Source organism: Xanthobacter sp. DMC47 (assembly GCF_056313845.1).
Genome location: NZ_JBQUZM010000004.1, coordinates 69540 through 95414, shown reverse-complemented (window position 1 = coordinate 95414; position 25875 = coordinate 69540). Strand labels below are relative to the sequence as shown.

At 68.3% G+C, this 25875-nt stretch carries 19 protein-coding genes; 13 read left to right on the top strand and 6 right to left on the bottom strand.

Annotated elements, in window-relative coordinates; translation table 11 throughout:
• Positions 1-17: 17 nt before the first annotated feature.
• The gene (locus ACT54R_RS12230; protein WP_168456966.1) at positions 18-491 is read right to left on the bottom strand and encodes a peroxiredoxin family protein; all 474 of its coding nucleotides are present in this window, start codon (positions 489-491) and stop codon (positions 18-20) included.
• A 260-nt stretch (positions 492-751) separates the two neighbouring features.
• Here ACT54R_RS12230 and ACT54R_RS12225 point away from each other — a divergent pair, with 260 nt between their 5' ends.
• The 12 genes from ACT54R_RS12225 (at position 752) to ACT54R_RS12170 (ending at position 17286) form a co-directional block, all read left to right on the top strand.
• On the top strand, positions 752-4258 hold the full coding sequence (locus ACT54R_RS12225; RefSeq protein ID WP_476326671.1) for a DUF3971 domain-containing protein: 3507 nt from the start codon (positions 752-754) through the stop codon (positions 4256-4258).
• A 319-nt stretch (positions 4259-4577) separates the two neighbouring features.
• Positions 4578-6719, top strand: coding sequence for a sodium-translocating pyrophosphatase (locus ACT54R_RS12220; protein WP_476326669.1), 2142 nt, complete (start codon positions 4578-4580; stop codon positions 6717-6719).
• Between the two features lie 80 nt (positions 6720-6799).
• Positions 6800-7441, top strand: a complete 642-nt coding sequence (locus tag ACT54R_RS12215; protein ID WP_476329166.1) for a trimeric intracellular cation channel family protein — start codon at positions 6800-6802, stop codon at positions 7439-7441.
• 88 nt (positions 7442-7529) lie between these two features.
• Positions 7530-8828, top strand: coding sequence for an NCS2 family permease (locus tag ACT54R_RS12210; RefSeq protein ID WP_476326667.1), 1299 nt, complete (start codon positions 7530-7532; stop codon positions 8826-8828).
• Between the two features lie 117 nt (positions 8829-8945).
• On the top strand, positions 8946-9671 hold the full coding sequence (locus ACT54R_RS12205; protein WP_476326665.1) for a hypothetical protein: 726 nt from the start codon (positions 8946-8948) through the stop codon (positions 9669-9671).
• Positions 9672-9794: 123 nt separating this feature from the next.
• Complete coding sequence (gene secG / locus ACT54R_RS12200) at positions 9795-10226, top strand: preprotein translocase subunit SecG (protein ID WP_168456972.1); 432 nt, start codon at positions 9795-9797, stop codon at positions 10224-10226.
• Between the two features lie 126 nt (positions 10227-10352).
• A complete protein-coding gene (locus ACT54R_RS12195; RefSeq protein WP_168456973.1) occupies positions 10353-11981 on the top strand; it encodes a CTP synthase in 1629 nt (542 codons plus the stop codon).
• Between the two features lie 227 nt (positions 11982-12208).
• Positions 12209-13087 (top strand): VOC family protein, encoded by an 879-nt coding sequence (locus ACT54R_RS12190; RefSeq protein ID WP_476326663.1) that lies wholly within the window; start codon positions 12209-12211, stop codon positions 13085-13087.
• Between the two features lie 130 nt (positions 13088-13217).
• The gene (locus ACT54R_RS12185) at positions 13218-13535 is read left to right on the top strand and encodes a DMT family transporter (RefSeq protein ID WP_029558400.1); all 318 of its coding nucleotides are present in this window, start codon (positions 13218-13220) and stop codon (positions 13533-13535) included.
• Between the two features lie 212 nt (positions 13536-13747).
• Entirely contained in the window at positions 13748-14614 is an 867-nt protein-coding gene (kdsA, locus tag ACT54R_RS12180) for a 3-deoxy-8-phosphooctulonate synthase (RefSeq protein ID WP_476326661.1), read from the top strand.
• A gap of 165 nt (positions 14615-14779) precedes the next feature.
• Entirely contained in the window at positions 14780-16150 is a 1371-nt protein-coding gene (locus ACT54R_RS12175; RefSeq protein WP_476326659.1) for a glutamate--cysteine ligase, read from the top strand.
• 209 nt (positions 16151-16359) lie between these two features.
• Complete coding sequence (locus ACT54R_RS12170; RefSeq protein WP_476326657.1) at positions 16360-17286, top strand: DMT family transporter; 927 nt, start codon at positions 16360-16362, stop codon at positions 17284-17286.
• 5 nt (positions 17287-17291) lie between these two features.
• On the opposite strand, the gene ACT54R_RS12165 is transcribed toward ACT54R_RS12170, so the two are convergent.
• From ACT54R_RS12165 to ACT54R_RS12145, 5 genes are all read right to left on the bottom strand, one after another.
• Positions 17292-18491, bottom strand: coding sequence for an amidohydrolase family protein (locus tag ACT54R_RS12165; protein WP_476326655.1), 1200 nt, complete (start codon positions 18489-18491; stop codon positions 17292-17294).
• Positions 18492-18595: 104 nt separating this feature from the next.
• On the bottom strand, positions 18596-19369 hold the full coding sequence (locus tag ACT54R_RS12160; RefSeq protein ID WP_476326653.1) for a ferredoxin--NADP reductase: 774 nt from the start codon (positions 19367-19369) through the stop codon (positions 18596-18598).
• A 16-nt stretch (positions 19370-19385) separates the two neighbouring features.
• The gene (fdxA, locus tag ACT54R_RS12155; RefSeq protein WP_476326651.1) at positions 19386-19718 is read right to left on the bottom strand and encodes a ferredoxin FdxA; all 333 of its coding nucleotides are present in this window, start codon (positions 19716-19718) and stop codon (positions 19386-19388) included.
• Between the two features lie 281 nt (positions 19719-19999).
• Complete coding sequence (locus tag ACT54R_RS12150) at positions 20000-23548, bottom strand: molybdopterin cofactor-binding domain-containing protein (protein ID WP_476326649.1); 3549 nt, start codon at positions 23546-23548, stop codon at positions 20000-20002.
• Complete coding sequence (locus ACT54R_RS12145) at positions 23545-24030, bottom strand: (2Fe-2S)-binding protein (RefSeq protein ID WP_476326647.1); 486 nt, start codon at positions 24028-24030, stop codon at positions 23545-23547. The genes ACT54R_RS12150 and ACT54R_RS12145 overlap by 4 nt, the downstream gene beginning before the upstream one ends.
• Before the next feature lie 305 nt (positions 24031-24335).
• On the opposite strand from ACT54R_RS12145, the gene ACT54R_RS12140 reads away from it, so the two are divergent.
• Positions 24336-25817, top strand: a complete 1482-nt coding sequence (locus tag ACT54R_RS12140) for a 6-hydroxynicotinate reductase (RefSeq protein ID WP_168456982.1) — start codon at positions 24336-24338, stop codon at positions 25815-25817.
• Positions 25818-25875: the final 58 nt, after the last annotated feature.

Below are 25875 nucleotides of genomic sequence, written 5' to 3'. Positions count from 1 at the left end.
CGCTTCCCCGGCCGGGCTCAGCCCAGCTCTTGTGCCGCCTTGAGCACCTCGGCGGCGTGGCCGTCCACCTTCACCTTGGGCCAGGTCTTGGCCACCTTGCCGTCGCGGCCGATGAGGACGGTGGCGCGTTCGACACCCATGTACTTGCGCCCATACATGCTCTTCTCGACCCACACGCCATAGGCCTCCAGCATGGCCTTGTCCGGGTCGGAGCCCAGCGCGAATCCGAGGCTGTACTTGTCGCGGAACTTGTCCTGCGCCTTCACCTCGTCGGCCGAGACGCCGAGGATGTCCGTGTCGGCGGCGGCGAAGTCGGCCTTCAGGCCGTTGAAGGCGATGGCTTCCTTGGTGCAGCCGGGCGTGTCAGCCTTGGGGTAGAAATAGACCACCAGCTTGCGGCCCTTGAAATCCTTCAATGAAACGGTGCCGCCCCCATCACGGGTCAGCGAGAAAGCGGGCGCCTTGGCGCCAACCTCCGGGAAACTGGACATTCCGCCTTCCTTTCGACGTGTTCGGCGCCATACGGGGCTGCTCAAATGCAAGCCCACAAGATGGCCGCGTTCTTGGGCCAGATGGTATCATCAAGGGAGTTGATCCACCTCATCTTTACGAGACAAGGGCAGGTTAGGGTCACTTTTTGCGGGCCGGAGGCGAATCGATCCGCCTTCCGGAGGGCACCGCGGGACCATCGCCGGGTTGCGGACGAAACGGCCGGAAACGGCCGAAGCGGTAGAGGGAAGGTCCAGACGGTATGGAGTTTCGGCAGGAGAGGCCGGCGGGGGCGCGGCGCGAGCCAAAGCGGTCCCGCTTCCGGGGCATTGTCGGCGCGCTTACCCCGCGCAGCCGTGCCGCGCGCCTGTTCACCGGCCTGTGCCTCGTCCTCATCGCGCTCGGCGGCCTCGCCGCCGTCACGCTCTATGTCCTCATCGCCACCGGCATGGTCACGGCCAACCTCGCCACGCCCTACATCGAGCGGGCGCTGGAAGAGCGCATCGGCGGCGGCCACAAGGTGAGCATCGGCGCCACCACCATGGAGACGGTGGGGCAGGGCGCCACCGCCGTGGTGGTCCATGATATCCGCGTCACCGGCCCGGACGGGCAGTTGGTCGCCAGCGCGCCCAGCGCCGAAGTGGAGCTGGAAGGCTCGCTCCTTTCTCTGATGCCGAAGGCGCGGCGCATCGATCTGGTGGGCGCGGAGATGACCGTGCGCATCGCCCCCACCGGGCAGGTGGCGGTGGCCACCGGCCGCGGCGCCAAGGCCATTCCGGCGAGCGCCTCCGCCCGCACGGGGGCGACTTCAATCCCGGCGCCGCAAGCTGCTGCGGATGCTCCGCCGGCCGCGTCCGGCCAGAGCCCGCAACCTTCGGCCGCCGCCGCTGCCGCAGGGGATATCGATCCGCTCAAGCCGGTCGCGCTCGCCCGCTGGATGTCCGATCTCGAGACCGCCGGCTTCGACGGCGGGGCGCTGGCGGACGTCGGCCTCAAGGACGGCACCGTTATCGTTGAGAACGAGGGGGCCGGGCACCGCATCGTCTTCCAGCACATCAGCGTCCGGCTGGCCCGTCCGGCCGGGGGCGGGGCCGTGCTCACCTTCACCACCCAGTCGCCGCAGGGCGTCGCCACCGCCGTCGCGCGCATCAGCGCTGCCCAGGGCGGCCAGCGCGCCATCGACGTCTCCATCAAGAACGTGTCGACCCGCGACCTGCTGCAGGCCTTCGTGCAGGACCAGCGGCGCTTCTACATCGATACCCCGCTCAACGCGGCCTTCGCCGCCCGACTCGACCTCGACGGCACGCTGACGTCGGCCGAGGCGAGCCTGGACTTCGGCGCCGGCGCCCTCGGCAATGGCGAGGACCCGGAGGAACGTTTCGTCATCGACCACGCGCGCATCGCCGCCACGCTGGACGTGGCGCGCCGGGTCATCGTGCTCGCGCCCATCGAGGCGGTGAAGAGCCAGAACGTCATCGAGCTGGCCGGCGAGATCAAGGTTCCCGCGAAGGCCCAGGAGCCCTGGCCGTTCCAGATCGGGCCCAAGCGCGTGGTGCTTCAGGGCCCGGAAATGCCCGAGCCGCCCCTCGTCATCACCAAGGTGGACGTATCCGGCCGGTATGATCCGCCTAGCCGCCAGATCGTCGTGGAGGAGGGCCTGCTCGGTGCCTCGACCGCGAGCTTCAGCTTCACCGCCCTTTTCGATTTCGGCGTGGCGGTCCCCTACCTGAAGTTCGACGGCGTCGCCTCTCCCATGCCGGTGGCGACGGTGAAGCGCTTCTGGCCGGTCAACATCGCACCCCCCGCCCGCCAGTTCGCGGTGGAGAACGTGTCCGGCGGCACGGCCGAGGGCATCTCCGTCGCGGTGAAGCTGCCGCTCGACCTCATCGGCCAGAAGCAGGTGCCGTTGCCCGAGGACGGCGTGCGCTTCACCATCTCCGGCAAGGGTGTGACGCTGCGCCCCGTCAAGGGCCTGCCGCCCATCACCAATTCCAGCCTCGCGATCCTCGTCACCGGCCGCTCGGTGCGCATCACCATGCCGGACGGCACGGTGGTGACGCCGCAGAACCGCAAGATCGCGGTGAGCGACGGCGTGATGCTCATCCCAGACTATTTCCCGCGCGAGCCCTCTGCGCAGATCCGGGTGAACTTCAACGGCCCCGCGGACGCCGGCATCGAGGTGCTGGGCATGGAGCCGCTGAAAGGCCCCCAGGGCACCGCCTTCGATCCCTCCACCACGCGCGGCCGCCTTTCGGCGCTGCTGCAAGTGAACATGATCTTCCGAAAGGTGCCGCTGCCGGAGGATCTCGACTATTCGCTGGAGGCGAACCTCACCGACTTCGGCGTGGACAAGGTGTTCAAGGGCCAGAGGCTCGAGGGCGCGACGGTGAAGGCGTTCGCCTCGCCCGCCGGCATCGTGCTGCGCGGCGAGGGCAAGCTCGCCGGGGCGCCGCTCGCCTTCGAGTACGAGAAGAAGAAGGACGCGGCCGATTCGGACATCCGCGTCTCCGCCACGCTGGACGACGCCGCCCGCGGCAAGCTGGGCGTGGACGTGCCGGGCGTGAGCGGGCCGGTTAGCGTGCGCCTCGTGGGCACCACCAACAACAAGGACACGCGGGCCAGCATCGAATCGGACCTGACCCAGGCCCGGATCGCCGATCTCATCCCCGGCCTCAGCAAGCCCGCCGGCAAGCCGCTCAAGGCGCGCTTCACGGTGAACGACAAGGGCAGCTCCATCCGCCTGGACGAGATGGTGATCGACGGGTCCGGAACGCTGCTCAAGGGCAACATCGAGCTGGCCGACAGCGGCGATCTCCTGGGCGCGAGTTTCCCGACCTTCCAGCTCTCCGACGGCGACAAGGCTTCGGCCAAGGCGGAGCGGGTCGGCTCCGTGCTGAAGATCCGCATCACCGGCGAGGTGATGGATGCCCGCGGCATCATGAAGAGCCTCGTCAGCGGCCCCCCCACCGACAAGCGCAAGTCGCAGGACGTGGACGTGGAGGCCCGCATCGGTGCGCTCACCGGCAACAATGGCGAGGTGCTGCGCCAGTTCGATCTCTCCACCACCCGGCGCGGTGTCGAGATGCGGGATTTCACGCTCACGGCGAAGACCGGCCGGGACGGCACGGTCGCCGGCGAGATGCGCACCTGGCAGGGACGCGAGCGGGCACTCCAGATCACCACCTCCGATGCCGGCGCGCTGTTCCGGTTTCTCGACATCTACGCCAAGATGCAGGGCGGCGAGGCGTGGCTCATCGTCGATCCGCCGCGGAGCGACAACACGCCGCAGGAGGGCGTGCTGCACCTGAGCAACTTCTCCATCAAGGGCGAGCCGGGCCTCGAACGCCTTTCCAGCGCGGCCCGCGACAGCTCCGGCCGCATCGAGAACGGCACGGCGGCCTTCGAGAAGGCACAGACCCAGTTCTCCCGCTCCACCGGCAAGATCGTGTTCAAGGAGGGCGCCATCTGGGGCCCCTCCGTGGGCGCCACCTTCGACGGCTCGCTGGATTTCGCAGCCGACCGCATCAACATGCGCGGCACGTTCGTGCCGGCCTATGCGCTCAACAACATCTTCTCCAAGCTGCCGGTGATCGGCCTGTTTCTCGGCGGCGGGCCCAACGAAGGCCTGGTGGGTGTGACGTTCGAGGTGGTCGGCCCCCTGTCCACGGGCCCCACCCTGCGCATCAACCCCATCTCGGCCGTGGCGCCGGGCTTCCTGCGCAAGATCTTCGAGTTCCGCGATTCCACCGGAACGCCGCCGACGCGGTGAGGGGGCGGCTGACGCCGGAAACGCCAGCCCGTAGGCCTAATCTACTTTCATACCCGGTCTTGTGCCGGGCATCCGTCGGTCCGACGGATCAGCTATTCATTAGCCATTCCCGGCCTAACCACGTGGATGGCCGGGACCAGCCCCGCCATATCAGGGAGCGCAGAGCGGCGGGCTACCAGCAGCCGCACGAGCGCCGACGGTCTCATGAAACCGCCACAAGGTGCGACCCTTTGCCCAAACGCCCCTTGCGATGGCCCACGGCACCCCTCACACTCCTCCCATAAACATAATTGGCAGGAAACGAGTGAGGGTGGGATAGATGCTGGCTCTGGTGCTCATCATCGTCTGCGGCCTCTTGGCCGTGGCGTACGGCGTATGGACGATCAAAGGGTTGATGGAGGCGGACCCGGGAACCGCCAGGATGCAGGAGATCGCATCCGCCATCGCTGAAGGCGCGCAGGCCTATTTGCGCCGGCAATACACCACCATCGGCATCGTCGGTGCCGTCATCTTCATCCTCGTCGGCGTGTTTCTCGGCTGGCTGGTGGCCATCGGCTTCGCGCTCGGTGCCATCCTCTCCGGTCTCGCTGGCTTCATCGGCATGAACGTGTCGGTCCGCGCCAACGTGCGCACCGCGCAGGCGGCGACGCTCTCGCTCGCTGGTGGCCTCGACCTCGCCTTCAAGGCGGGCGCCGTCACCGGGCTTCTGGTGGCCGGCCTCGCGCTGCTGGGCGTCAGCGTCTACTACCTCATCCTCACCGGCTTCCTCGGTTTCGCGCCGAACAGCCGCACGGTGGTGGATGCGCTGGTGGCGCTGGGCTTCGGCGCCTCGCTCATCTCCATCTTCGCCCGTCTCGGCGGCGGCATCTTCACCAAAGGCGCGGACGTGGGCGGCGACCTCGTCGGCAAGGTGGAAGCCGGCATTCCCGAGGACGACCCGCGCAACCCGGCCACCATCGCCGATAACGTGGGCGACAACGTCGGCGACTGCGCCGGCATGGCGGCCGACCTGTTCGAGACCTATGCGGTGACCGTGGTCGCCACCATGGTACTGGCGGCCATCTTCTTCGCCGCGACGCCGGCGACGCTCGCCACCATGATCGTCTATCCGCTGGCGATCGGCGGGGCGTGCATCCTCACCTCCATCGCCGGCACCTATTTCGTGCGGCTGGGGGCGAACTCCTCCATCATGGGCGCGCTCTACAAGGGCCTCGCGGCCACGGCGGGCTTCTCCATCATCGCCCTTGCCGTGGTGACGTGGCTGCTGCCGGGCTTCGGCCCGATCCAGGGCGCGGCCTATTCGGGCACGAGCCTGTTCCTGTGCGGCCTCGTCGGCCTCGCGGTGACCGGCGCCATCGTCGTCATCACCGAATATTACACCGGCACCGGCTATCGCCCGGTGGTGTCCATCGCCCAGGCCTCGGTGACGGGGCACGGCACCAACATCATCCAGGGCCTTGCCGTCTCGCTGGAATCGACGGCGCTGCCGACCATCGTCATCATCGCCGGCATCCTGTGTGCCTATGGCCTCGCCGGCCTGTTCGGCATCGCCATCGCCGCCACCACCATGCTCGGCGTCGCCGGCATGATCGTGGCCCTCGATGCCTTCGGCCCGGTGACGGACAATGCCGGCGGCATCGCCGAGATGGCGGGCCTGCCCAAGGAGGTGCGCCAGTCCACCGACGCCCTCGACGCGGTGGGCAACACCACCAAGGCGGTGACAAAGGGCTACGCCATCGGCTCCGCCGGCCTCGGCGCGCTGGTGCTGTTCGCCGCCTACAACCAGGACCTCAAGTTCTTCATCTCGCAGGCGGCGCCCGGCTCCTACTTCGCCGGGGTCACGCCGAACTTCTCGCTGGAGAACCCCTATGTGGTGGTGGGCCTGCTGTTCGGCGGCCTTCTGCCCTACCTCTTCGGCGCCATGGGCATGACCGCCGTGGGCCGGGCGGCCGGCGCGATCGTGGAGGAGGTGCGCCGTCAGTTCCGCGAAAAGCCGGGCATCATGGCCGGCACCGAGAAGCCGGACTATTCCCGCGCCGTGGACATGCTGACCAAGGCAGCCATCAAGGAGATGATCATCCCCTCGCTGCTGCCGGTGCTCTCGCCCATCGTCGTCTATTTCGTCATCTACTTCGTGGCGGGCGGCGGCGTGGCAGGCAAGTCGGCGGCCTTCTCGGCGGTGGGCGCGATGCTGCTCGGCGTCATCGTCACCGGCCTGTTCGTCGCCATCTCCATGACCTCGGGCGGCGGCGCCTGGGACAATGCCAAGAAGTCGTTCGAGGACGGCTTCGTGGATAAGGATGGCGTGCGCCACATGAAGGGCTCGGAGGCCCACAAGGCCTCCGTCACCGGCGACACCGTGGGCGATCCCTACAAGGACACGGCGGGCCCCGCCGTGAACCCGATGATCAAGATCACCAACATCGTCGCGCTGCTGCTGCTGGCGGTGCTGGGCCACTGAACCATCCCGGTTCGCCGGGGAGGAAACCAAAGCCGCCTGTCCCTGCCGGGGCAGGCGGCGTTTTTGCGCGGGGGCCGATCCTGACTTTCGACATCACGCCGCAGACCCTGCTCCACATCCTCTATCTGGTCGCCATCGTGGCCGAGGCCATGACGGCGGCCCTTGCGGCGGGCCGGCGGGAGATGGACTGGGTGGGCGTGTTCCTGCTCGGCTGCGTCACTGCGCTGGGCGGCGGCTCGGTGCGGGACGTTCTACTCGGCAACTACCCGCTTTCATGGGTCGCGCACCCCTCCTACCTCATCGTCACCGGCGGAGCGGCGCTGGGCACCGTCTTCCTCGCCCGTGTCATGGATCATCTGCGGCAGGTGTTCCTGTTTCTCGATGCGGTGGGCCTCGTGGTGTTCACCGTCATCGGCTGCAACGTGGCCATAGGTCTCGGCCTGCCGGTCATCGTGGTGATAGCGGCGGGCATGATTACCGGCTGCGTCGGCGGCGTGCTGCGGGACGTGCTGTGCAACGAGGTGCCGCTGCTGTTCCGCGCCGAACTTTATGCGACGGTTTCGATCCTCACGGGGCTGCTCTACGTGGCCGGGCCGCTGGCCGGACTGCCGCAGCCCCTCACCATGGCCATCGCCATGGCCGCCGGCCTGACCCTGCGCCTGCTGGCGCTGCGCTTCGGCTGGAGCATGCCGAAATTCGTCTACACGAAGGACCTGCATTGAGGGACCTGCATTGAAGGCCCTGCATTAGCGCCTGCGCAGAGCCAACGTTGCTGCTAGCCTCTGTCCGGATAGGGCAGGGCAGCTTCACATGCGCGGACTGATCGAGCGCGTCTTCCAGCTGGAGGCGCACGGCACCACCATTCCGACCGAGGTGGTGGCGGGCATCACGACCTTCCTCACCATGGCCTACATCGTGGTGGTGAACCCGCAGATCATGGCGCAGGCGGGCATCGATGCCGGGGCGGCCTTCACCGCAACCTGCCTCTCGGCGGCGTTCGGCTCGGCGATGATGGGGATCATCGCGAACTATCCCATCGCCGTCGCGCCGGCCATGGGCATCAACGCCTATTTCACCTTCACCGTGGTGCTCGGCATGGGCGTGCCCTGGCAGCAGGCGCTGGGGGCGGTGTTCGTCTCCGGCGTGCTGTTCCTCGCGCTCAGCCTGTTCAAGGTGCGGGAATGGCTGCTCAGCTCCATTCCCATGTCGCTGAAGCTCGGCATGGGCACGGGCATCGGCCTGTTCCTCGCCCTCCTGGGCCTCAAGGGCATGGGTGTGGTGGTGGCGAGCCCGGTGACGCTGGTGGCGCTCGGCAACCTCTCCACGCCCTCCACCTTCATCGCCTGCGGCGGCTTTCTGCTCATGAGCGGCCTTGCGGCGCGGGGCGTGCCGGGGGCGATCCTCATCGGGATCGCGGCGGCGACGCTGGCCGGCGTGCCGTTCGGCCTCGTCTCCTTCTCCGGCATCGTCTCGGCCCCGCCCTCGCTGGCACCGACGCTGCTCCAACTCGACATCGCGGGCGTGCTGCGCCTTTCCATGACCGGGGTGATCGCAGCGCTTTTCCTGCTCGTGCTCCTGGACAACATGGGCACGCTCATCGCCACCCTCTACAAGGGCGGGCTGATGCGGGAGGACGGCTCCGTGCCGCGCCTCGGCCGGGTGCTGATCGCCGATTCGGGCGGCGCCATTGTCGGCTCGGCCCTCGGCACCTCCACGCTCACGTCCTATATCGAGAGCGCCGCCGGCATCGAGGCGGGCGGACGCACCGGCCTCACCGCCGTGGTGGTGGCGCTGATGTTCCTCGCCTGCCTCTTGTTCGCACCTCTGGCGCTGGCGGTGCCGGGATATGCCACCGCGCCGGCGCTGCTGGTGGTTGCTCTCGCCATGATCGGCGCCATGGGCGACCTGCCCTGGGACGATGCGGCCGAAGCCTTCCCCGCCGCCGCGACGGCGCTGGCGGTGGTCTTCACCTTCTCCATCGCCACCGGCATCGGCCTTGGCTTCATCACCTATGTGGCGGTGAACCTCATGGCCGGCCGCTGGCGGCGCATCAGCGGGGCGGTGTGGGTGATTGCTGTGGCCTCGGCGGTGCTGCTGGTGATCGAGTAAGAGCGGTTGTGGCGGCGGGAGCACAGTCGCCGGGCATCGCTCCCGCTTCCGCTGGGACACGCATCCCAGGGGCGATGCAACCTCCTGTAGGCTTCTCCGAAACGGGGGAAGCCGCCGATGCCACGTCTTGCGTCACGGGTGTTGCTGGCCGCAGTGCTGGGTTGTCTTTCGGCGGGTGGCGCCCCCGCACGCGCCGCCGAAGGGGGCGCGACCCTGTCTCCAACGCCCGGAGCGGTTCAGAATCCTGTCGAAGCGGCCATCGCCCGCACGCGACGCGACAAGCCCCTGAGCTATTGGCTCGAGGTGACGCCGGAGCACCTGAAGGATGTGGACCCGGATCGCCTGAAGGCCGAGGGAGCGGCGGTTGTCGTAGTCCGGGCGGTGTTCGAGCAGCCCGATGGGGAGCGCCTCGGCATTCCGAGTTCCGCGAGCGTGCGGGACGATACCATCGACCTGCTGCGTCCCGTGCTGCTGCGCCAGACCGGCAAGGAGACCGAGATCGGCTGGGGCGTAACCACGCTGCCGCCCGGCCTTTATGGGCCCAATGGCGGGCCGGTGGAACGCAAGACCATGGTCCGGCCCGACGGCTATGCCTATCAGGTGCTGCATTCCCCGAACGGGCACACCCGGGTGCCGGACGACAAGAAGGTCCGGCTGCGCGCCGGAGATGTGGTCTATCTCGGAACGCTGGTCCTCGTGCGGCAGAATGCGCGCGCGCACCCGGACGCCATGCTGGTGCGGGACGAGCAGCAGGACGCCCAGCGCTGGATGCAGGAGAACCTGCCCAAGCTGGCGTTCCAGCTGCAGAAGCGACTCCTGGCTCCCCTGGACCACATCCAGTAGCCGGCGAAGGGCAGGTGTGCGTGAGCCGCCACCCTCCCGCTCTTCCCTCCCGGCGCCCGATCGTGTAGGGAACCCGCGACCTGCGCGCCGGGGCACCGCTCTGGCGCGAACATGATGGATTCCATGCAGACGGTTCTCATCGTAATTCACCTGATGGTGGTGCTCGCGCTGATCGGCGTGGTGCTCATCCAGCGCTCGGAAGGCGGCGGTCTCGGCATCGGCGGGGGCGGCGGCGGTTCGGGCGGCGGCTTCTTTACCGCGCGTGGCACGGCCAACGTGCTTACCCGCGCCACCGCGATTCTCGCGCTGATCTTCTTCATCACCTCGCTGGCGCTGACCATCGTCGCCGGCTGGGGGCGTGCCCCGCGCTCGATCCTGCCGCCGGCCCAGCAAAATCAGGGCGGACCGCAGGTGCCGCAGAGCGGCGGCTCCATTCTCGACCAGCTGCGCCAGCAGGCGCCGGCTGCCCCGCAGGGCACCGCTGCCCCTCAGGGTGAGGCTGCTCCGGCCGCGCCCGCGGCACCGTCCGGTCCGCAGGTTCCGCAGTCCAAGTGATCCTGTTTAAGTGATCCATTGACGCGACGCGGCTTCGGCCGCGCCGTTTCTTCTCCACAGGCGAGGCGAGGCCGGACCCGGCTTCGCCTCGCCGAATCGCGTTTGCACGAGGTAAGGTCGAGGCCCATGGCGCGCTACATCTTCATCACCGGCGGCGTCGTGTCTTCCCTGGGCAAGGGCCTCGCCTCCGCAGCACTCGGCGCTCTTCTCCAGGCGCGCGGATACACCGTCCGCCTGCGCAAGCTCGACCCCTACCTGAACGTCGATCCGGGCACCATGAGCCCGTATCAGCACGGCGAGGTGTTCGTGACCGACGACGGGGCCGAGACGGACCTCGATCTCGGCCACTACGAGCGGTTCACCGGCCATCCGGCGACCAAGCAGGACAATATCACCACGGGCCGCATCTATCAGGACATCCTGAGCAAGGAGCGCCGCGGCGATTACCTCGGCGCCACCATCCAGGTGATTCCCCACGTCACCAACGCGATCAAGGACTTCGTGCTGGAAGGCAACGAGGGCTTCGATTTCGTGCTGATCGAGGTGGGCGGTACGGTGGGCGACATCGAGGGCCTGCCCTTCTTCGAGGCCACCCGCCAGCTCAAGAACGAGCTGCCCCGCGGCCACGCCATCTTCATCCACCTCACCCTGATGCCGTACATCCCTTCGGCCGGTGAGCTGAAGACCAAGCCGACCCAGCATTCGGTGAAGGAGCTGCGCTCCATCGGCATCCAGCCGGACATCCTGCTCTGCCGCACCGACCGCGAAATCCCGCGCGAGGAGCGCCGCAAGCTCTCGCTGTTCTGCAACGTGCGAGAGACGGCGGTGATCGAGGCGCGGGACGTGGACAACATCTACGCCGTCCCCTCAGCCTACCATGCGGAGGGCCTCGACAAGGAAGTGCTGGCCGCCTTCAACATCGAGCCGGCCCCCGCGCCCAACCTCAAGCGCTGGACCGACATCGAAACCCGCGTGCGCAACCCCGAGGGCGAGGTCACCATCGCCATCGTCGGCAAGTACACGGGGCTGAAGGACGCCTACAAGTCGCTGATCGAGGCGCTGGCGCACGGCGGCATCGCCAACAAGGTGAAGGTCAATCTCGACTGGATCGAGAGCGAGACCTTCGAGCGCGAGGACCCCGCGCCTTTCCTTGAGCATGTCCACGGCATCCTCGTGCCCGGCGGCTTCGGCCAGCGCGGCGCCGAGGGCAAGATTCGCGCGGCCCAGTTCGCCCGCGAGCGGCAGGTGCCCTATTTCGGCATCTGCTTCGGCATGCAGATGGCGGTGATCGAGGCGGCGCGGAACCTCGCGGGCATCGAGAAGGCCAATTCCACCGAGTTCGGCGCCACCTCCGAGCCGGTGGTGGGCCTGCTCACCGAATGGTTGCGCGGCAACGAGCTGGAGCGGCGCAATGCGGCCGGCGACCTCGGCGGCACGATGCGTCTCGGGGCGTATCATGCGGTGCTGGAGCCGAATACCAAGGTGGAGGGCGTCTATGGCCGGCGCGACATTTCCGAGCGCCACCGCCACCGCTACGAGGTGAACACCGCCTATCGCGACCGGCTGGAGCAGCACGGGCTGAAGTTCTCCGGCATGTCGCCGGACGGGCTGTTGCCGGAGATCGTCGAATATCCGGAGCACCCGTGGTTCATCGGCGTGCAGTTCCACCCGGAGCTGAAGTCGCGCCCGTTCGAGCCGCACCCGTTGTTCGCTTCCTTTATCGGTGCAGCCAAGGATCAGAGCCGGCTGGTCTGAGCCGGCCGTTTCCTCGATCGCGCTTACGCTTCGTCAGGGGATTTCTCGCCCCGGGCGGTAGCCACGTCGCGGCAATTCGCACTAAGCTCCGGCCGGGCCGCCGGGGGGATGCCCGTTCGACAGAGCGACGCGCGGCCCCTCAGCCGTTGCGTTCCTTCCCATGACGTCGCCGCCGCGCCGCGTGGCCTTTCGGGCCGCGCGATGGGGCGCCGATGAGAGGAGAAGCCATGCGACGCGGCCTCGACCACGTGGTGCATCTCGTTCGCGATCTCGACGCGGCCGGTGAAATCTACGATCTCCTGGGCTTCACCGTGGGGGCCCGCAACAGGCACCCGTGGGGCACCGAAAACCGGATCATCCAGACGCCCGGCTTCTTCATCGAGCTGTTGCAGATCGTGGAGCCGGAGAAGATTCCGGCCGCCCAGGGCGAGGCCTTCTCCTTCGGCGCGTTCAATCAGGATTTCCTCGCCCGCGTCGGCGAAGGCCTGTCCATGCTGGTGCTGGAAGGCTCGGACGCATCCCACGAGAAGGCGGCCTTCGATGCCGATGGCTTCGGCGGATTCGACATCTTCGACTTCGCCCGCAAGGCGCGCCGGCCGGACGGGCAGGAAGTGGATGTGGGCTTCCGCCTCGCCTTCGCGCGCGAGCCGGCCAGCCCGGACTTCGGCGCCTTTTCCTGCACCCAGCTCAATCCCGAGAATTTCTGGTCCACCGACCTCCAGCGCCATTCCAACCAGGTGACGGGCGTCGCCGGCGTGGTGCTGGTGGCCGATGCGCCGGCCGAGCATCAGAAGTTTCTGGAAACCTTCTCCGGCTGCCCGGTCCAGCGCGCGCTCGATGCCTGGTTCGTGGCTCAGACCCCGCGCGGCTCCATCGACGTCATGTCCCGCCAGCTGTTCACCGACCGCTATGGCGTCCCGGCGCCGGGCGCGGAGGGAAGCGGCCTGCGCATCGCGGCGATCCGCTTCTCCACCCCCGGCGCGCCGGAGCTGCGCCGCTCGCTCGCCGCCCGCCGCATGGTGGAAGAGGCCATCGAGGGCATCGTCGTCGTGCCCCCTCGCGCGGCGCTGGGTGCCACGCTGGTGTTCGAGGTGACGCCGGGCTGAAGCGTCAGTTTCACTATCAGGAAAAACATATTACATCGGTTCGGGCGGAGGCCTCCGCCCCGGGCACGGACGACCGTGCTCCTTTCTCAACGCGCGGCGGGGACGACCCCGCCACTCGTGGTGTCTGCCCATGGCATGGGTCTATCTGTTCATCGCCGGCCTCACTGAAATCGCGTGGGCCATCGGAATGAAGCAATCGGAAGGGTTCACGCGGCTCTGGCCGAGCCTCTTCACGCTCGGCGCCATCGGCGTGAGCCTGCTGCTCCTGTCCCTCGCACTCCGGGGCATCCCCATCGGCACGGCCTACGCCGTGTGGGCGGGCATCGGCACGGTGGGGACGGCGGTCGCCGGCATCCTGTTCTTCTCCGAATCGACCGATCTGCTGCGCCTCGCCTCCATCGGCCTGATCGCCGCCGGCATCGTCGGCCTCAAGCTGGTCACGCCCTGACGGCCGGTGCTGATCGGCCTTTGCGCGGTCCGGCCTGCTTGCAGCGCCGGACCGCGCGCATTCGCGATTTAGCGAAACGGGGAAAATGCTCTATCAAGGGCGCGCTCCGGCCGCGTCGCCCCATGCCGCGGTCGGAAAGCTGAATTCATTCTGAGGCTTATGGGTTCGTCCGGTCAGTCGGTTGGGCGCCTTGAGCCGTCGAGGGATCGCCCATGACCGCCGCACCGCCGCCCGTCGCCCCGCAGAGCATCGTCGAGGCCGGCCCCGTGCGCTTCGGCAATGCCCTGCCGCTGACGCTGATTGCCGGCCCCTGCCAGATGGAAAGCCGTGCCCACGCGCTGGAGGTCGCCTCGGCGCTCAAGGAGATCGCGACGCGCCGCAACATCGGCCTCGTCTTCAAGACCTCCTTCGACAAGGCGAACCGCACGTCGCTTTCCGCCGCCCGCGGCCTCGGGCTCCGGGCGGCCTTGCCGGTATTCGGTGAGATCAAGGAGAGCCTCGGCCTGCCGGTGCTCACCGACATCCACGAGATCGACCAGTGCGCCGCTGCCGCCGAGGTGGTGGACGTGTTGCAGATTCCCGCCTTCCTCTGCCGCCAGACCGACCTTCTCGTCGCCGCCGCCCGCACCGGCCGGGTGGTGAATGTGAAGAAGGGCCAGTTCCTCGCGCCGTGGGACATGGCGAACGTGGTCAACAAGCTCACCGGTGCCGGCAACGGCCGGGTGCTGGTGACGGAGCGGGGCGTCTCCTTCGGCTACAATACCCTCGTGTCGGACATGCGCGGCCTGCCGATCCTCGCCAAGACCACGGGCGCGCCGGTGGTGTTCGACGCCACCCATTCGGTGCAGCAGCCTGGGGGGCAGGGCACCTCGTCCGGGGGGCAGCGCGAGTTCGTGCCGGTTCTGGCCCGCGCAGCGGTGGCCGTTGGCGTCGCCGCCGTGTTCATCGAGACCCATCCGGATCCGGACAAGGCGCCCTCCGACGGGCCGAACATGGTGCCGCTGGCGAAGCTGGAGGAGCTTATTACCACCCTCCAGGCCTTCGACGCGGTTGCGAAAGCAAATCCCGTCACCATCTGACCGGAACCTTGGCCTTCCTTCTGCGCGGTGCGGCGCGCGGGAGGTGGCCGGCCCCACCGCCTGAAGTCCCGCCTTTCCCGCCCCCGTCGGCACCGACCCCCACGCGCTTGCCTTGACCGAGGTGCCGTGTATGGTCGCGCGCCCCTCCGCTTGAAGAGCTTCCTGATGGCCCGCGACACGCTCGACGCGACCCCGATTTCCGACCGCGGCGAACTCGTCGCCTGGATGGAAGAGGGCGCGAAACCCGAGCGGTCCTTCCGGATCGGCACGGAGCACGAGAAAATCCCCTTCACCATGGGCCGCCACGAGCCCGTGCCCTACGAGGGGCCGAAGGGCATCCGCAAGCTCCTGGAAGGCATGCGCTCCCTGCTCGGTTGGGAGCCGATCATGGAGGGCGAGACCATCATCGGCCTCGCGGATGTCACCGGCGGCGGGGCCATCTCGCTGGAGCCGGGCGGGCAGTTCGAGCTGTCCGGCGCGCCGCTGCGCACCATCCACGAGACCTGCTCGGAGCTGAACGCCCACCTCGCCCAGGTTCGGGAAGTGGCGACGCCGCTCGGCATCGGCTTCCTCGCCATCGGCATGAGCCCCAAGTGGTCGCGCTCCGAGACGCCGGTGATGCCCAAGGGCCGTTACAAGATCATGGCGAACTACATGCCGAAGGTCGGCACGCTGGGCCTCGACATGATGTTCCGCACCTGCACCGTGCAGGTGAACCTCGACTTCTCCTCCGAAGCCGACATGGTGAAGAAGATGCGGGTGGGCCTCGCGCTTCAGCCGGTGGCCACCGCCCTCTTCGCCAACTCGCCCTTCACCGAGGGCAAGCCCAACGGCTTCCTCTCGTTCCGCTCCGAGATCTGGCGTGACACGGACAATGCCCGCTCCGGCATGTTGCCCTTCGCCTTCGAGGAGGGTTTTGGCTTCGAGCGTTATGTGGACTACGCCCTCGACGTGCCCATGTATTTCGTGAAGCGTGGCGACCATTACGTGGACGTGGCCGGCACCTCCTTCCGCGATCTTCTCGCCGGCCGACATCCCCTGCTTCCGGGCGAGACGGCGACGCTCTCCGACTGGATCAACCACCTCTCCACCATCTTTCCCGAGGTCCGGCTGAAGCGCTTCCTGGAAATGCGCGGGGCGGACGCCGGCCCTTCCATCAACCTCTGCGCACTGCCGGCCTTCTGGGTGGGCCTGCTCTATGACCAGCAGAGCCTCGATGCCGCGTGGGATCTGGTGAAGGACTGGACCGCCGAGGAGCGCCAGGCGCTGCGGGACGACGTGCCCCGCCTCGCCCTCAAGGCGGAAATCCACGGCCGGGCGCTGCGGGACGTGGCGAAGGATGTCCTCAAGCTCTCGCAGGCGGGCCTCAAGCGGCGGGGCTTCCACGACCGGTTGGGGCGGGACGAGACGCGTTTCCTCGAGCCGCTGGAGCAGACCCTGCTCACCGGCCGCGTGCCGGCGGAAGAGCTGCTGGAGCTGTACCACGGCCCCTGGAACGGCTCGGTGGAGCCCGCGTTCGACGCGCTCGCCTACTGATCCCGTCTCCCCTACGTCCCGGCGACGCATTGCTTGGCGCGGGGCTGCCATGCGCCAGGATCATGGCTGGGCATCGGCCCGCGCCGGGTCGCTCAGGCGCTGATCTTCCAGTCCCTGCTGCGGCACCGCTCAGGCTGGTCGCGCGCCCGCTGCGTGTTGCCGGGGGGAGGGTGACCGCATAGGGTGCGTTACCCTCCGGATTCCCCTCCATGCATGCCCCACCGCCCCGCACCGACGGACCGCTCGGCCCGCGCGAGCTTCTGCTCTATGCGGTCTGCGTGCTCATTTTCGGCACGGGCTGGCTACCGTTGAAGCTACAGCTCGGCGTGGTGGCGCCGGAGGTCTCGGGCGTCTGGCGCTTCGCGGTGGCCGGGTCGGTGATGCTGGGCTTCGTGCTCGTCACGGGCGGACGGCTCGCCTTCGGCTGGCGTGACCACGTGCTGTTCGCGGGGCTCGGCGCGACTCTGTTCTCGCTCAATTTCGTCAGCTTCTACTATGCCGGCTATCACCTGCCCTCGGGGCTGCTCTCGGTGATCTTCGCGCTCTCCGCCATCACCATCCCCGTGCTCTCCGCACTGTTCCTGCGCGTGCCGCTGCGCCGGCAGATTCTTGGCGGGGCGCTGGCCGGGGTGGTGGGGCTGGCGCTGGTGTTCGGCCCGAGCCTTGTGGAAGGAAAGGGCATCGACGGGGCCGGGGAGGGGCTGGCGCTGGGGCTTGCCGGCACCTTCTTCTTCTCGGTCGGCAGCCTCCTCACCGGCATTGCCGGGCGGCGGCAATATCCCATTGCCTCGCTGACCACCTGGGGCTTCTTCTACGGCATGGTTGTGCTGCTGGGGATCGCCCTCGTCCACGGCGTGCCGTTCAGGTTCGACTGGAGCCCCGTCTATGTGGGTTCCCTCGCCTGCCTCATCATCGTCCAGACGCTGGCGGGCTTTGCCGTCTACAACATGCTGGTGCGGCGGATCGGGGCCAACCGCGCCGGCTACGGCACGGTGGTGTTCCCGCTGGTGGCGCTCGCCATCTCGACCGTGTTCGAGGGATACCACTGGACGCTGGTCTCCGCCGGCGGCATCGCGCTCGTGCTCGCCGGCGTGTTGCTGGTGCTGCGGCCGAACCCGGTGCCGCCCGTGGTGTGAGTGCCTCAGCCCTTCACGACAATTGGCATGCGGGTGGCCGGAGGGGTGTTGCGCGAGCGCTGGGTGCGCACGATGCCGTCGATGATGGTCATGCACACGCCCGGCAGGTCGCCGAGGCGCACGCTGTCCAGGAGCGTGGTGCCGGGTGAATGCTGCGCCTTGTCCATCAGCACGAAATCCGCCGCGCGTCCCACCTCGATCAAGCCGGAATCGAGCGCCCGCATGCGCGCCGTGTTGCCGGTGGCGAGGCAGAAGGCCTCTTCCGCCGGCAGTTCGCCGAGCGAGGACAGCATGGACACCATGCGCAGGATGCCGAGCGGCTGGACGCCGGAGCCCGCCGGCCCGTCCGTGCCGAGGATGACGCGCTGCAGCTCGCCCAGCTCGCGAGCGAGGCGCAGCGTGTAGAGCGCCGAGCGCTCGTTGCCGTTATGAACGATCTCCAGCCCGCGCTTGCAGCCCTCGCAGATGCAGCGGATCTGGTTGTCCGGCAGCGCGGTGTGGCCGCCATTGATGTGACCCACAACGTCCGTGTCCGCTTCCAGCACCACATCCTTGTCGATGAGGCCTGAGCCGGGGATGGAGGGGCCGCCGGTGTGAATGGTGGACTGGATGCCGTACTTACGTGCCCACCCCACCATCTTGCGGGCGGTGGGGCCATCCTTCACACCGCCGAGGCCGACCTCGCCGAGCAGCTTCACGCCGGCCGCGGCCAGTTCCTTGAAATCGTCCTCGGTCATCTCGTTCTCGATGACCGGGGCGCCCGCATGCACCTTCACACCGGAGGGGCGGAATGCCGAGAAGGCGCGCTGGGCGGTGATGGCGAGGGCTTTCACGCCCACCACGTCGCGGGCGCGGCCGGGATAATGCACCTCGCCGGCCGAGATCATGGTGGTGACGCCGCCATGAAGGGAGGAATCGATCCAGTTGATCTGGCTCTGGCGGGGCGTCCAGTCGCCCGCCACGGGGTGGACGTGGCTGTCGATGAGGCCGGGGGTAAGGGTGGTGCCGTTGGCGTCGATGAGGGTCGTCGCGCCCTCGGTGTCCACATCCTTCTCGCGGCCGATGGCGGTGATGCGTCCGTCCTCGGCCACCACGGTGTCGGCGTCGAGAATGGGCTTCGACAGGTCGCCGCTGAGGAGGAGGCCGATGTTGCGGATCACCAGCTTGGTGGGGCCGGCGGGACCGGTTGGCGCGTCGTGGGCCATGCTCTCGTCTCCGGAGGGGGCGCGGCGACGCGCGCCTTTCTGTTTGTAGGCATATGAAGTTTACGCCCGCGCCGGGCCGCTGAAAACCGGGCGCGGGGTGGATTTCACCGTTCTGCGAACGCCTTTTCGATCACGAAATGCCCCGGCTCGCTGCCCGAGCCCTCGGCGAAGCCGCGCGATTCCAGCAGCGTCTTCAAATCCACCATCATGGCCGGCGAGCCGCAGATCATCACCCGGTCGGTCGCGGCATCGAGCGGCGGCAGGCCGACATCCGCGCAAAGCTTGCCGCTGTCCAGCAGGGTGGAGATGCGCCCGGTGTTGCGGAAGGGCTCGCGCGTCACGGTCGGGTAATAGAGCAGCTTGGCCGCGATCTCCTCGCCGAGGAATTCGTGGGCGGGGAGTTCCTGCGTGATGAGTTCCTCATAGGCGAGGTCCGCCACGTGCCGGCAGCCGTGGACGAGCACCACCTTCTCGAACCGCTCATAGGTTTCCGGATCACGGATCACCGAGAGGAAGGGCGCAAGGCCCGTACCCGTGCCGAGGAGGTAGAGGGTCTTGCCCGGCAGAAGATTGTCCATCACCAGCGTGCCGGTGGCCTTGCGGCCCACCGTTATGGCATCGCCCACCTTGATGTGCTGGAGCCGCGAGGTGAGGGGCCCGTTCGGCACCTTGATGGAGAAGAATTCCAGCGTCTCTGCCCAGGCCGGGCTCACCACCGAATATGCGCGCAGCAGCGGCCGCCCGTCCACCTTCAGGCCGATCATGGTGAATTCCCCGGTGCGGAAGCGGAAGCCGGGGTCGCGGGTGGTGGTGAAACTGAACAGGCGGTCGGTCCAGTGATGGACGCTGAGCACCTGCTCCTCGAAGAAATTGCTCATGGGAAGTCTCGGAAGATCAGAGGCTGGCAGGATCGGCGGAGAGGAGGGCGCGCTTGTCCGGCGTGTCCTTCCAGGCGTCGGCATCAGCGGGCGGCGGACCCTTCTCGGTGATGTTCGGCCACACGGCCGCGTATTGAGCATTGAGCGCGGTCCATTCGGCGGCGCGCGGGTCGCTGTCCGGGAAGATGGCGGCCGCAGGGCATTCCGGCTCGCACACGCCGCAGTCGATGCATTCGTCCGGATGGATCACCAGCATGTTGGCGCCGGCATAGAAGCAATCCACCGGACACACGGCCACGCAATCCATGTAGGTGCAGCGGATGCAGCCCTCGGTGACGACATAGGCCATGGGAAACGCCCTCGGCATATTGTTTGTGTACAAATGAAAATAAAATGGGGCTGCGAAGACTGTCAATGGCTTGGCAGGTGTCCGATGCGGCTCTTTTGGGCAGCGGGGCGGGATATTTTGGGCAGGGGCACTTCACTGCCGTCATCCCCCGGCCTGTCCGGGGGATCCACGGTGTGGCGGCGCCGGCGGCCGGGCGACATGCAGCCGGCGCACGTCCAAGTGGATGCCCCGGACAAGCCGGGGCATGACGGCACTCAAGAAGGCTGAGCCAGCTTGGCACTTCAATGCGTCGGCGATCCCCTCAGCCGCGCCACCGTTCCCTCCAGACCTTCCCATGCGGGCGCATCCGGCGCGAACTTGGCGCGCATGTAGCGCACGAGGTCGGCCACCTGCGCATCGTCAAGGCTGTCGCGGAAGGCGGGCATGTCGCCCAGCTCCGGCGCGGCGGGTTTGGGGATGCCTTCGAGGATGACGCGGATGAGATTGTCCGGCCGCGCCGCATGGACATTGGTGTTGAGCGCCAGTGCCGGCCGCGCGCCGAACAGGGTCGGCCCTTCGGGCGCATGGCAGGCGGCGCACGCGCCGGCGAAGAGGCGGCCGCCCACCGTGTCCATAGGCCGGAGCGAAGCCTCGGATTTGGCCTCCAGCGTGGCCGCCGCCGCGACGGGATCGGCAATGGCGGGGCCGGAGAGCGCGGCGAGATAGACCGCCATGGCCCGCACATCGGCATCCGGCACTTCAGAAAGCGCATGCACCACCGGCGCCATGGGGCCGGCGGCGGTGCCGTGGAAGCGGGAGAATCCGGTGCGCAGATAGGTGAACAGCTCGTCCTCGGCCCACGGAATGGGCGCTTTCGACAGCTCCGTCAGGGCGGGCGCCTCCCACCCATCGGCGAAGCCGCCGGCCAGATAGGCCGCGCCCGTCTTCTCCGCGCCCAGCGCATTGCGCGGCGTGTGGCAGGCGCCGCAATGGCCGAGGCCTTCCACGAGGTAGCGCCCCCGGTTCCACTGGGGCGACTGCGCCGGCTCCGCCTGAAGCTGGCCGGGGCGGTGGAACAGGAGGTTCCAGCCGGCCATCAGCGGGCGGATGTTGAAGGGGAAGGTCATGCGGTTTTCGGGCGGCGCCGCCGTCACCGCCGGCTGCGACATGAGGAAGGCGTAGAGCGCCTGCATGTCGGCATCGCTGATACGACTGAAGGCGGTGTAGGGGAAGGCGGGGTAGAGATGCCGGCCGTCGCGCCCGATGCCCTCGCGCATGGCGCGCTCGAAGGCGGCATAGGACCATGCGCCGATGCCGGTCGCGACATCCGGCGTCAGATTGGTGGAATAGACCGTGCCGAACGGCGTATGCAGCGGCCGCCCGCCGGCATTGGCGGTGCCGCCTTCCGCCGTGTGGCAGACCGCGCAATCGCCGAGTGCCGCCAGCACTTTGCCGCGCGCAATCAGGTCCGCCGAGAAGGTGGAGGGATCGGGCGGGGAGATGGGGGCGATGGCGCCACGAATGGGCAGCGCCAGCGTGGCCATGCCCAAGGCGCCAGCAAGGGCCGCGCCGGCCATGGCGAACCAGGGACGGCGCTTTTTCTCCTTCACCGGCCGGGGCGGGGCCTCGCCGGCCAGTGCGGCGCGCACGCGATCGGGTGTGAAGGGTGGTTCGCGCAGGCGCACGCCGGTGGCGTCGAAGATGGCATTGGCGATGGCCGCCGCGCTGGGCACAGAGGCGGATTCGCCTGAGCCCAATGGCGGGTCATCCGGCCGGGGCATCAGCACCACGTTGATGACCGGCACTTCCGGGAAGGTGAGGATGGGGTAGGCGCCCCACTCCCGGCTCGTCACCGCGTGATCGTCGAACGTCACCTGCTCTTTCAGGGCGCGGGAGGTGGACTGGATGACGTTGCCGTGGATCTGGTGCTCGATGCCGGCCGGGTTGATCATCAGCCCGGAATCCTGCCCCACCGTGACGCGCTTCACCGCCACGTCGCCGGTCGCCCGGTTCACCTCCACATCCGCCACCCAGGCGGACCAGGCGGCGCCGTAGCCGGGGAATTTGGAGTGGACATAGAGGGCATAGGCGAAGCCCTGCCCGCGCACGATGTCGCCCTCCACCACCTCCTGCCGCGGCCCGGTGCGCGTCTGCCAGCCGGCGCGCGCGGCGGTGGCCTTCACGAGGTCCACGGCGCGCGGATCGTGCAGGTGGCGCAGGCGGTAGTCCACCGGATCGACACCGGCAGCGGCGGCCAGCTCGTCCACATAGCTCTCGTGGGCGAAGCTGTTTGGCAAAGCCGAGACGCCGCGCAGCCAGGAAGCGCGCACGATGGGGGCCACATCGTCCACGGCCACGCGCATCACGTCGTAGGCATAGGGCGGGATGGCGGTACGGTCGCCCATCTCATAGACGGGATTGTCCGCCGGCACCCGGCCGGTCAGCAGCAGCGCCAGCGTGACGGCGGCGTTGGAGGGGTAGCGGGTGAGGAAATCGTAGAAGGCGGGCGTGCCGTCCGCGTTGATGCCGCCCTTGACCTCCATGAGCTGGCCGGCGCCCTTGGGCTCCCACGCATGCTCCTGCTCGCGGGTGAGCTGCACGCGCACGGGCCGGCCCACGGCACGGGAGAGCAGGGCGGCATCGGCGGCCACATCGTCCGCGCAATTGCGCCCGTAGCAGCCTGCCGCCTCGAAGCGGATGATCTCGATGTCCTCTTCCGGCAGGCCCAGCAGGACCGAGATGTCGGTGCGCAGCGGATAGGGGTTCTGCGTGCCCGCCCACACGGTCGCGCGGTCCTCCTGCACGTCGGCGACGGCGCAGGAGGGGCCGATGGAGGCGTGCATCTGGTAGGGCCAGACATAGGTCGCCTCGATCACCTGCGCGGCCACGGCACGGGCCGCATCGACACTGCCCTGCTCGTGGAGAAGCCGCGTCTTCGCCGCCTCCGCCCCGCGCAGGGCCTCCTCGGTGCGCGAGAGGTCGGGCAGGGCAGGGGTATCGCGCCACTCGGTCTTCAGCACGCGGGCGGCCTCGGCGGCCTGCTCCTCGCGCTCGGCGACGATGCCGATGAAGTCGCCCATGGTGACGACCGCCACCACCCCCGGAATGTGGGCGACGGAGTGCTCGTCCACCCGGATCAGGCTCTTGCCGACGAATGGGCCGGCATCGATGCCCGCATAGGGCGGGCGCACCACGCGGCCGTGCAGCATGCCCGGCACGCGCACGTCATGGACATAGGCGAAGGTGCCGGTCGCCTTGGCCGGAATATCCACGCGCGGCACACGGCGGCCGACGATGCGGTGTTCGCTGGCCGGCTTCACCGCCGTTTCCTGGTGGAGCATCAGCCGGTCGGCGCGGCCCTCGAGCAGGTCGGCATAGGATCGGCCGGTGTTGCGCCCATCCTTCGGGCGGACGATGCCCTCCTCCACCTCCAGCTCATCGGCAGGAATGCCCAGCGCCTCGGCCGCGAGCCCGACGAGATGGGCGCGGGCCTGCGCTGCCGCGTGGCGCAAAGGGCGGGCGGAGACCTGGATGGAATCGGAGGCAATGGTGGCCCCCTGGTTCGGCGCGACGCCGGTGTGCCCGAGCACCATGGTGACGCGATCGAGCGCCACATCCAGTTCCTCGGCGACAATCTGGGCCAGCGCCGTGCGGATGCCGGTGCCGAGGTCCACATGGCCGTTGAAGGCGGTGACGGCGCCCTGATCGTCCACCAGCAAGAACAGGTCGAGGGCACCCTCCTTCGGCGGCGCGCTGTGGACGAGGCCGAAGACCATCTGCGCCGGACGCAGAATGGCGAGATTGCCGCTGGCCGCCAGCAGAGCGGAAGGATCGGGACGCGGCTCGCTCACGGCTGCGCCTCCGCTTCACCGGCACCGGCCGCCGCCCGCAGCACCGCGCGCAAAATCTCCACATGCGTCCCGCAGCGGCACAGATTGTAGCGCAGCGCCGCCCGAGCCTCGGCCTCGGAGGGGGAGGGGTTGCGAGCGAGGAAGGCGACGGTGGTCATGATCATGCCGTTGAGACAATAGCCGCACTGGGCGGCCTGCTCGGCTATGAAGGCGGCCTGTACCGGGTGCAGGGTGCCCTCGCTCGCAAGCCCTTCCAGCGTCGTCACCGCGCGCCCTTCAGCCGTGCCCAGCGTGGTGACGCAGGAGCGAGTCGCCTTCCCGTCCATCAGCACCGTGCAGGCCCCGCATTCCCCCAGGCCGCAGCCGAACTTGGGGCCGTTCAGCCCGAGATCGTTGCGCAGCACGTAGATCAGCGGCGTCTCGCGCGGCAGCGCGAAGGCGTGGGTTTCGCCGTTGACCTGGAGTAGGATGGGGGCGGACATCTTTAGGGGACCGCTCAGCCTTTGCCGCAGGAGACCGGGACCGGCGCCGGTCCGTTACGGGCTGGATTGTTTCTATACTAATAATCCAGCGTCAAGCGTTGGGTGCGCCCAAAACGGAGGCTGTCCCGACCAGTCCGGACCCGTGCGCAGCATCAAAAATGCTGCAAATGCAAAAGAATGGCAGCGGTGCTGCCTCTTCGTGCGGCCTGCCCGTTCCTTGTGCTTGACACTTCGGGCCGACGCGATTTTCATTAGTGTACATATGAAATCGGATGCCCCCGCTGCGGGGCCGGAGCCGGGGTTCCATGGCCGAAGAGTCCACCATCACCGCCCGCGCCGAGGATGACAAGATCCGCTGCGATGCGTGCCCGGTCATGTGCTACATCCGGCCCGGCCTCACCGGCGCCTGCGATCGCTACGCCAACCGCGATGGCGAGCTGATCCGCGTCGATCCCCACATCGTGCTCGACCGCACTTTGGCGCAGGGCGGCAAGGTGGTGCCCTTCGATCGCGGCGGCGACTGGGACGGGCGGCTGGTTGCGGGTGGCGAATCCTTCGTCACGGCGGTGGGCTCCGGCACCACCTATCCCGACTACAAGCCCGCGCCCTTCATCGTCTCCGCCGAGGTCAACGGCGTGGACATGGTGACGGTCGTCACCGAGGGCATCTTCAGCTACGCCGGCGCGAAGGTGAAGATCGACACCGACCGCTTCATCGGCCCCGAGCAGGCGGCGGTGCGGGTGGACGGCGAGGCGGTGGGCCATGTCACCACCTCCGAATACGGCTCGCAGATGCTGTCGCTCGGCGGCGTGCATCACCTCACCGGTGGCTCCAAGAAGGAAGGTCGCGTCACCTGCGAGGCGCTGCTGGAGCTGTGCAACGGCAAGGCCGTGGAGCTTGCCATCGATGGCGGCGCCACGCTCGTGGTCCAGGCCGGCAAGCCGCCCATCGTGAACGGCGCTGAAGAGGCGCGGATGCGCGTGGGCTGCGGCTCCGCCACCATCGGCATGTTCGCCAAGCAGTGGCACGGCAAGGTGGATGAGGTGGTGGTGGTGGACGACCACATCACCGGCGTCCTCTCCGAGCATCAGGCCGGCAAGCTCCTCGGCATCCGCGATACCGGCATCCGCATGAAGGGTCGTCGCTCCACCCCCGGCCGTTATTTCCAGGTGGCCGAGCCGGGCCTCGGCTGGGGCGGCACCAACATTTCCGATCCGCTTTCCATCCTCTCGCCCTTCGACGCCAAGCTGGCGTGGCCGGGCCTGCGGCTGCTGCTGGTGTCCACCACCGGCGAGCATTACGGCTATTACGTCCTCGACGAGCATCTGGTGCCGGTGGAGACCGAGGTCCCCGCTGATCTCTATCCCTCCGTTGAGCGCATCCGCGAGAATTGTGAGCCGGCGCTGTCCTCCGTGCTGTTCATGGCCGGTGCGGGCGGCTCGCTGCGCGCGGGCGTGACGGAGAACCCGGTGCGGCTCACCCGCTCGGTGAAGGATTCCATCACCCGCGTCACCTGCGGCGGCGCGCCGGTCTATGTCTGGCCGGGCGGCGGCATCACCTTCATGGTGGATGTGACGCGCGTGCCGGAGCACGGTTTCGGCTATGTGCCGACCCCGGCGCTGGTGGCGCCCATCGAATTCACGCTGCCGCTCGCCGCCTATGAGGCGCTCGGCGGGCACATGGATCATGTGCGCCCTGCCAGCGCGGTGATCGAGCGCGAGGCGGTGCGCGAGATGGCGCCGTTCTCCGATATCCCGTGGCCGCTCGCGGCCCGGTCGCAGGGCTGAGGCCATGCTGCGCCCGGCCGACATTCCCGCTCAACCGCCAAAGGTCGCGATTCCCGCG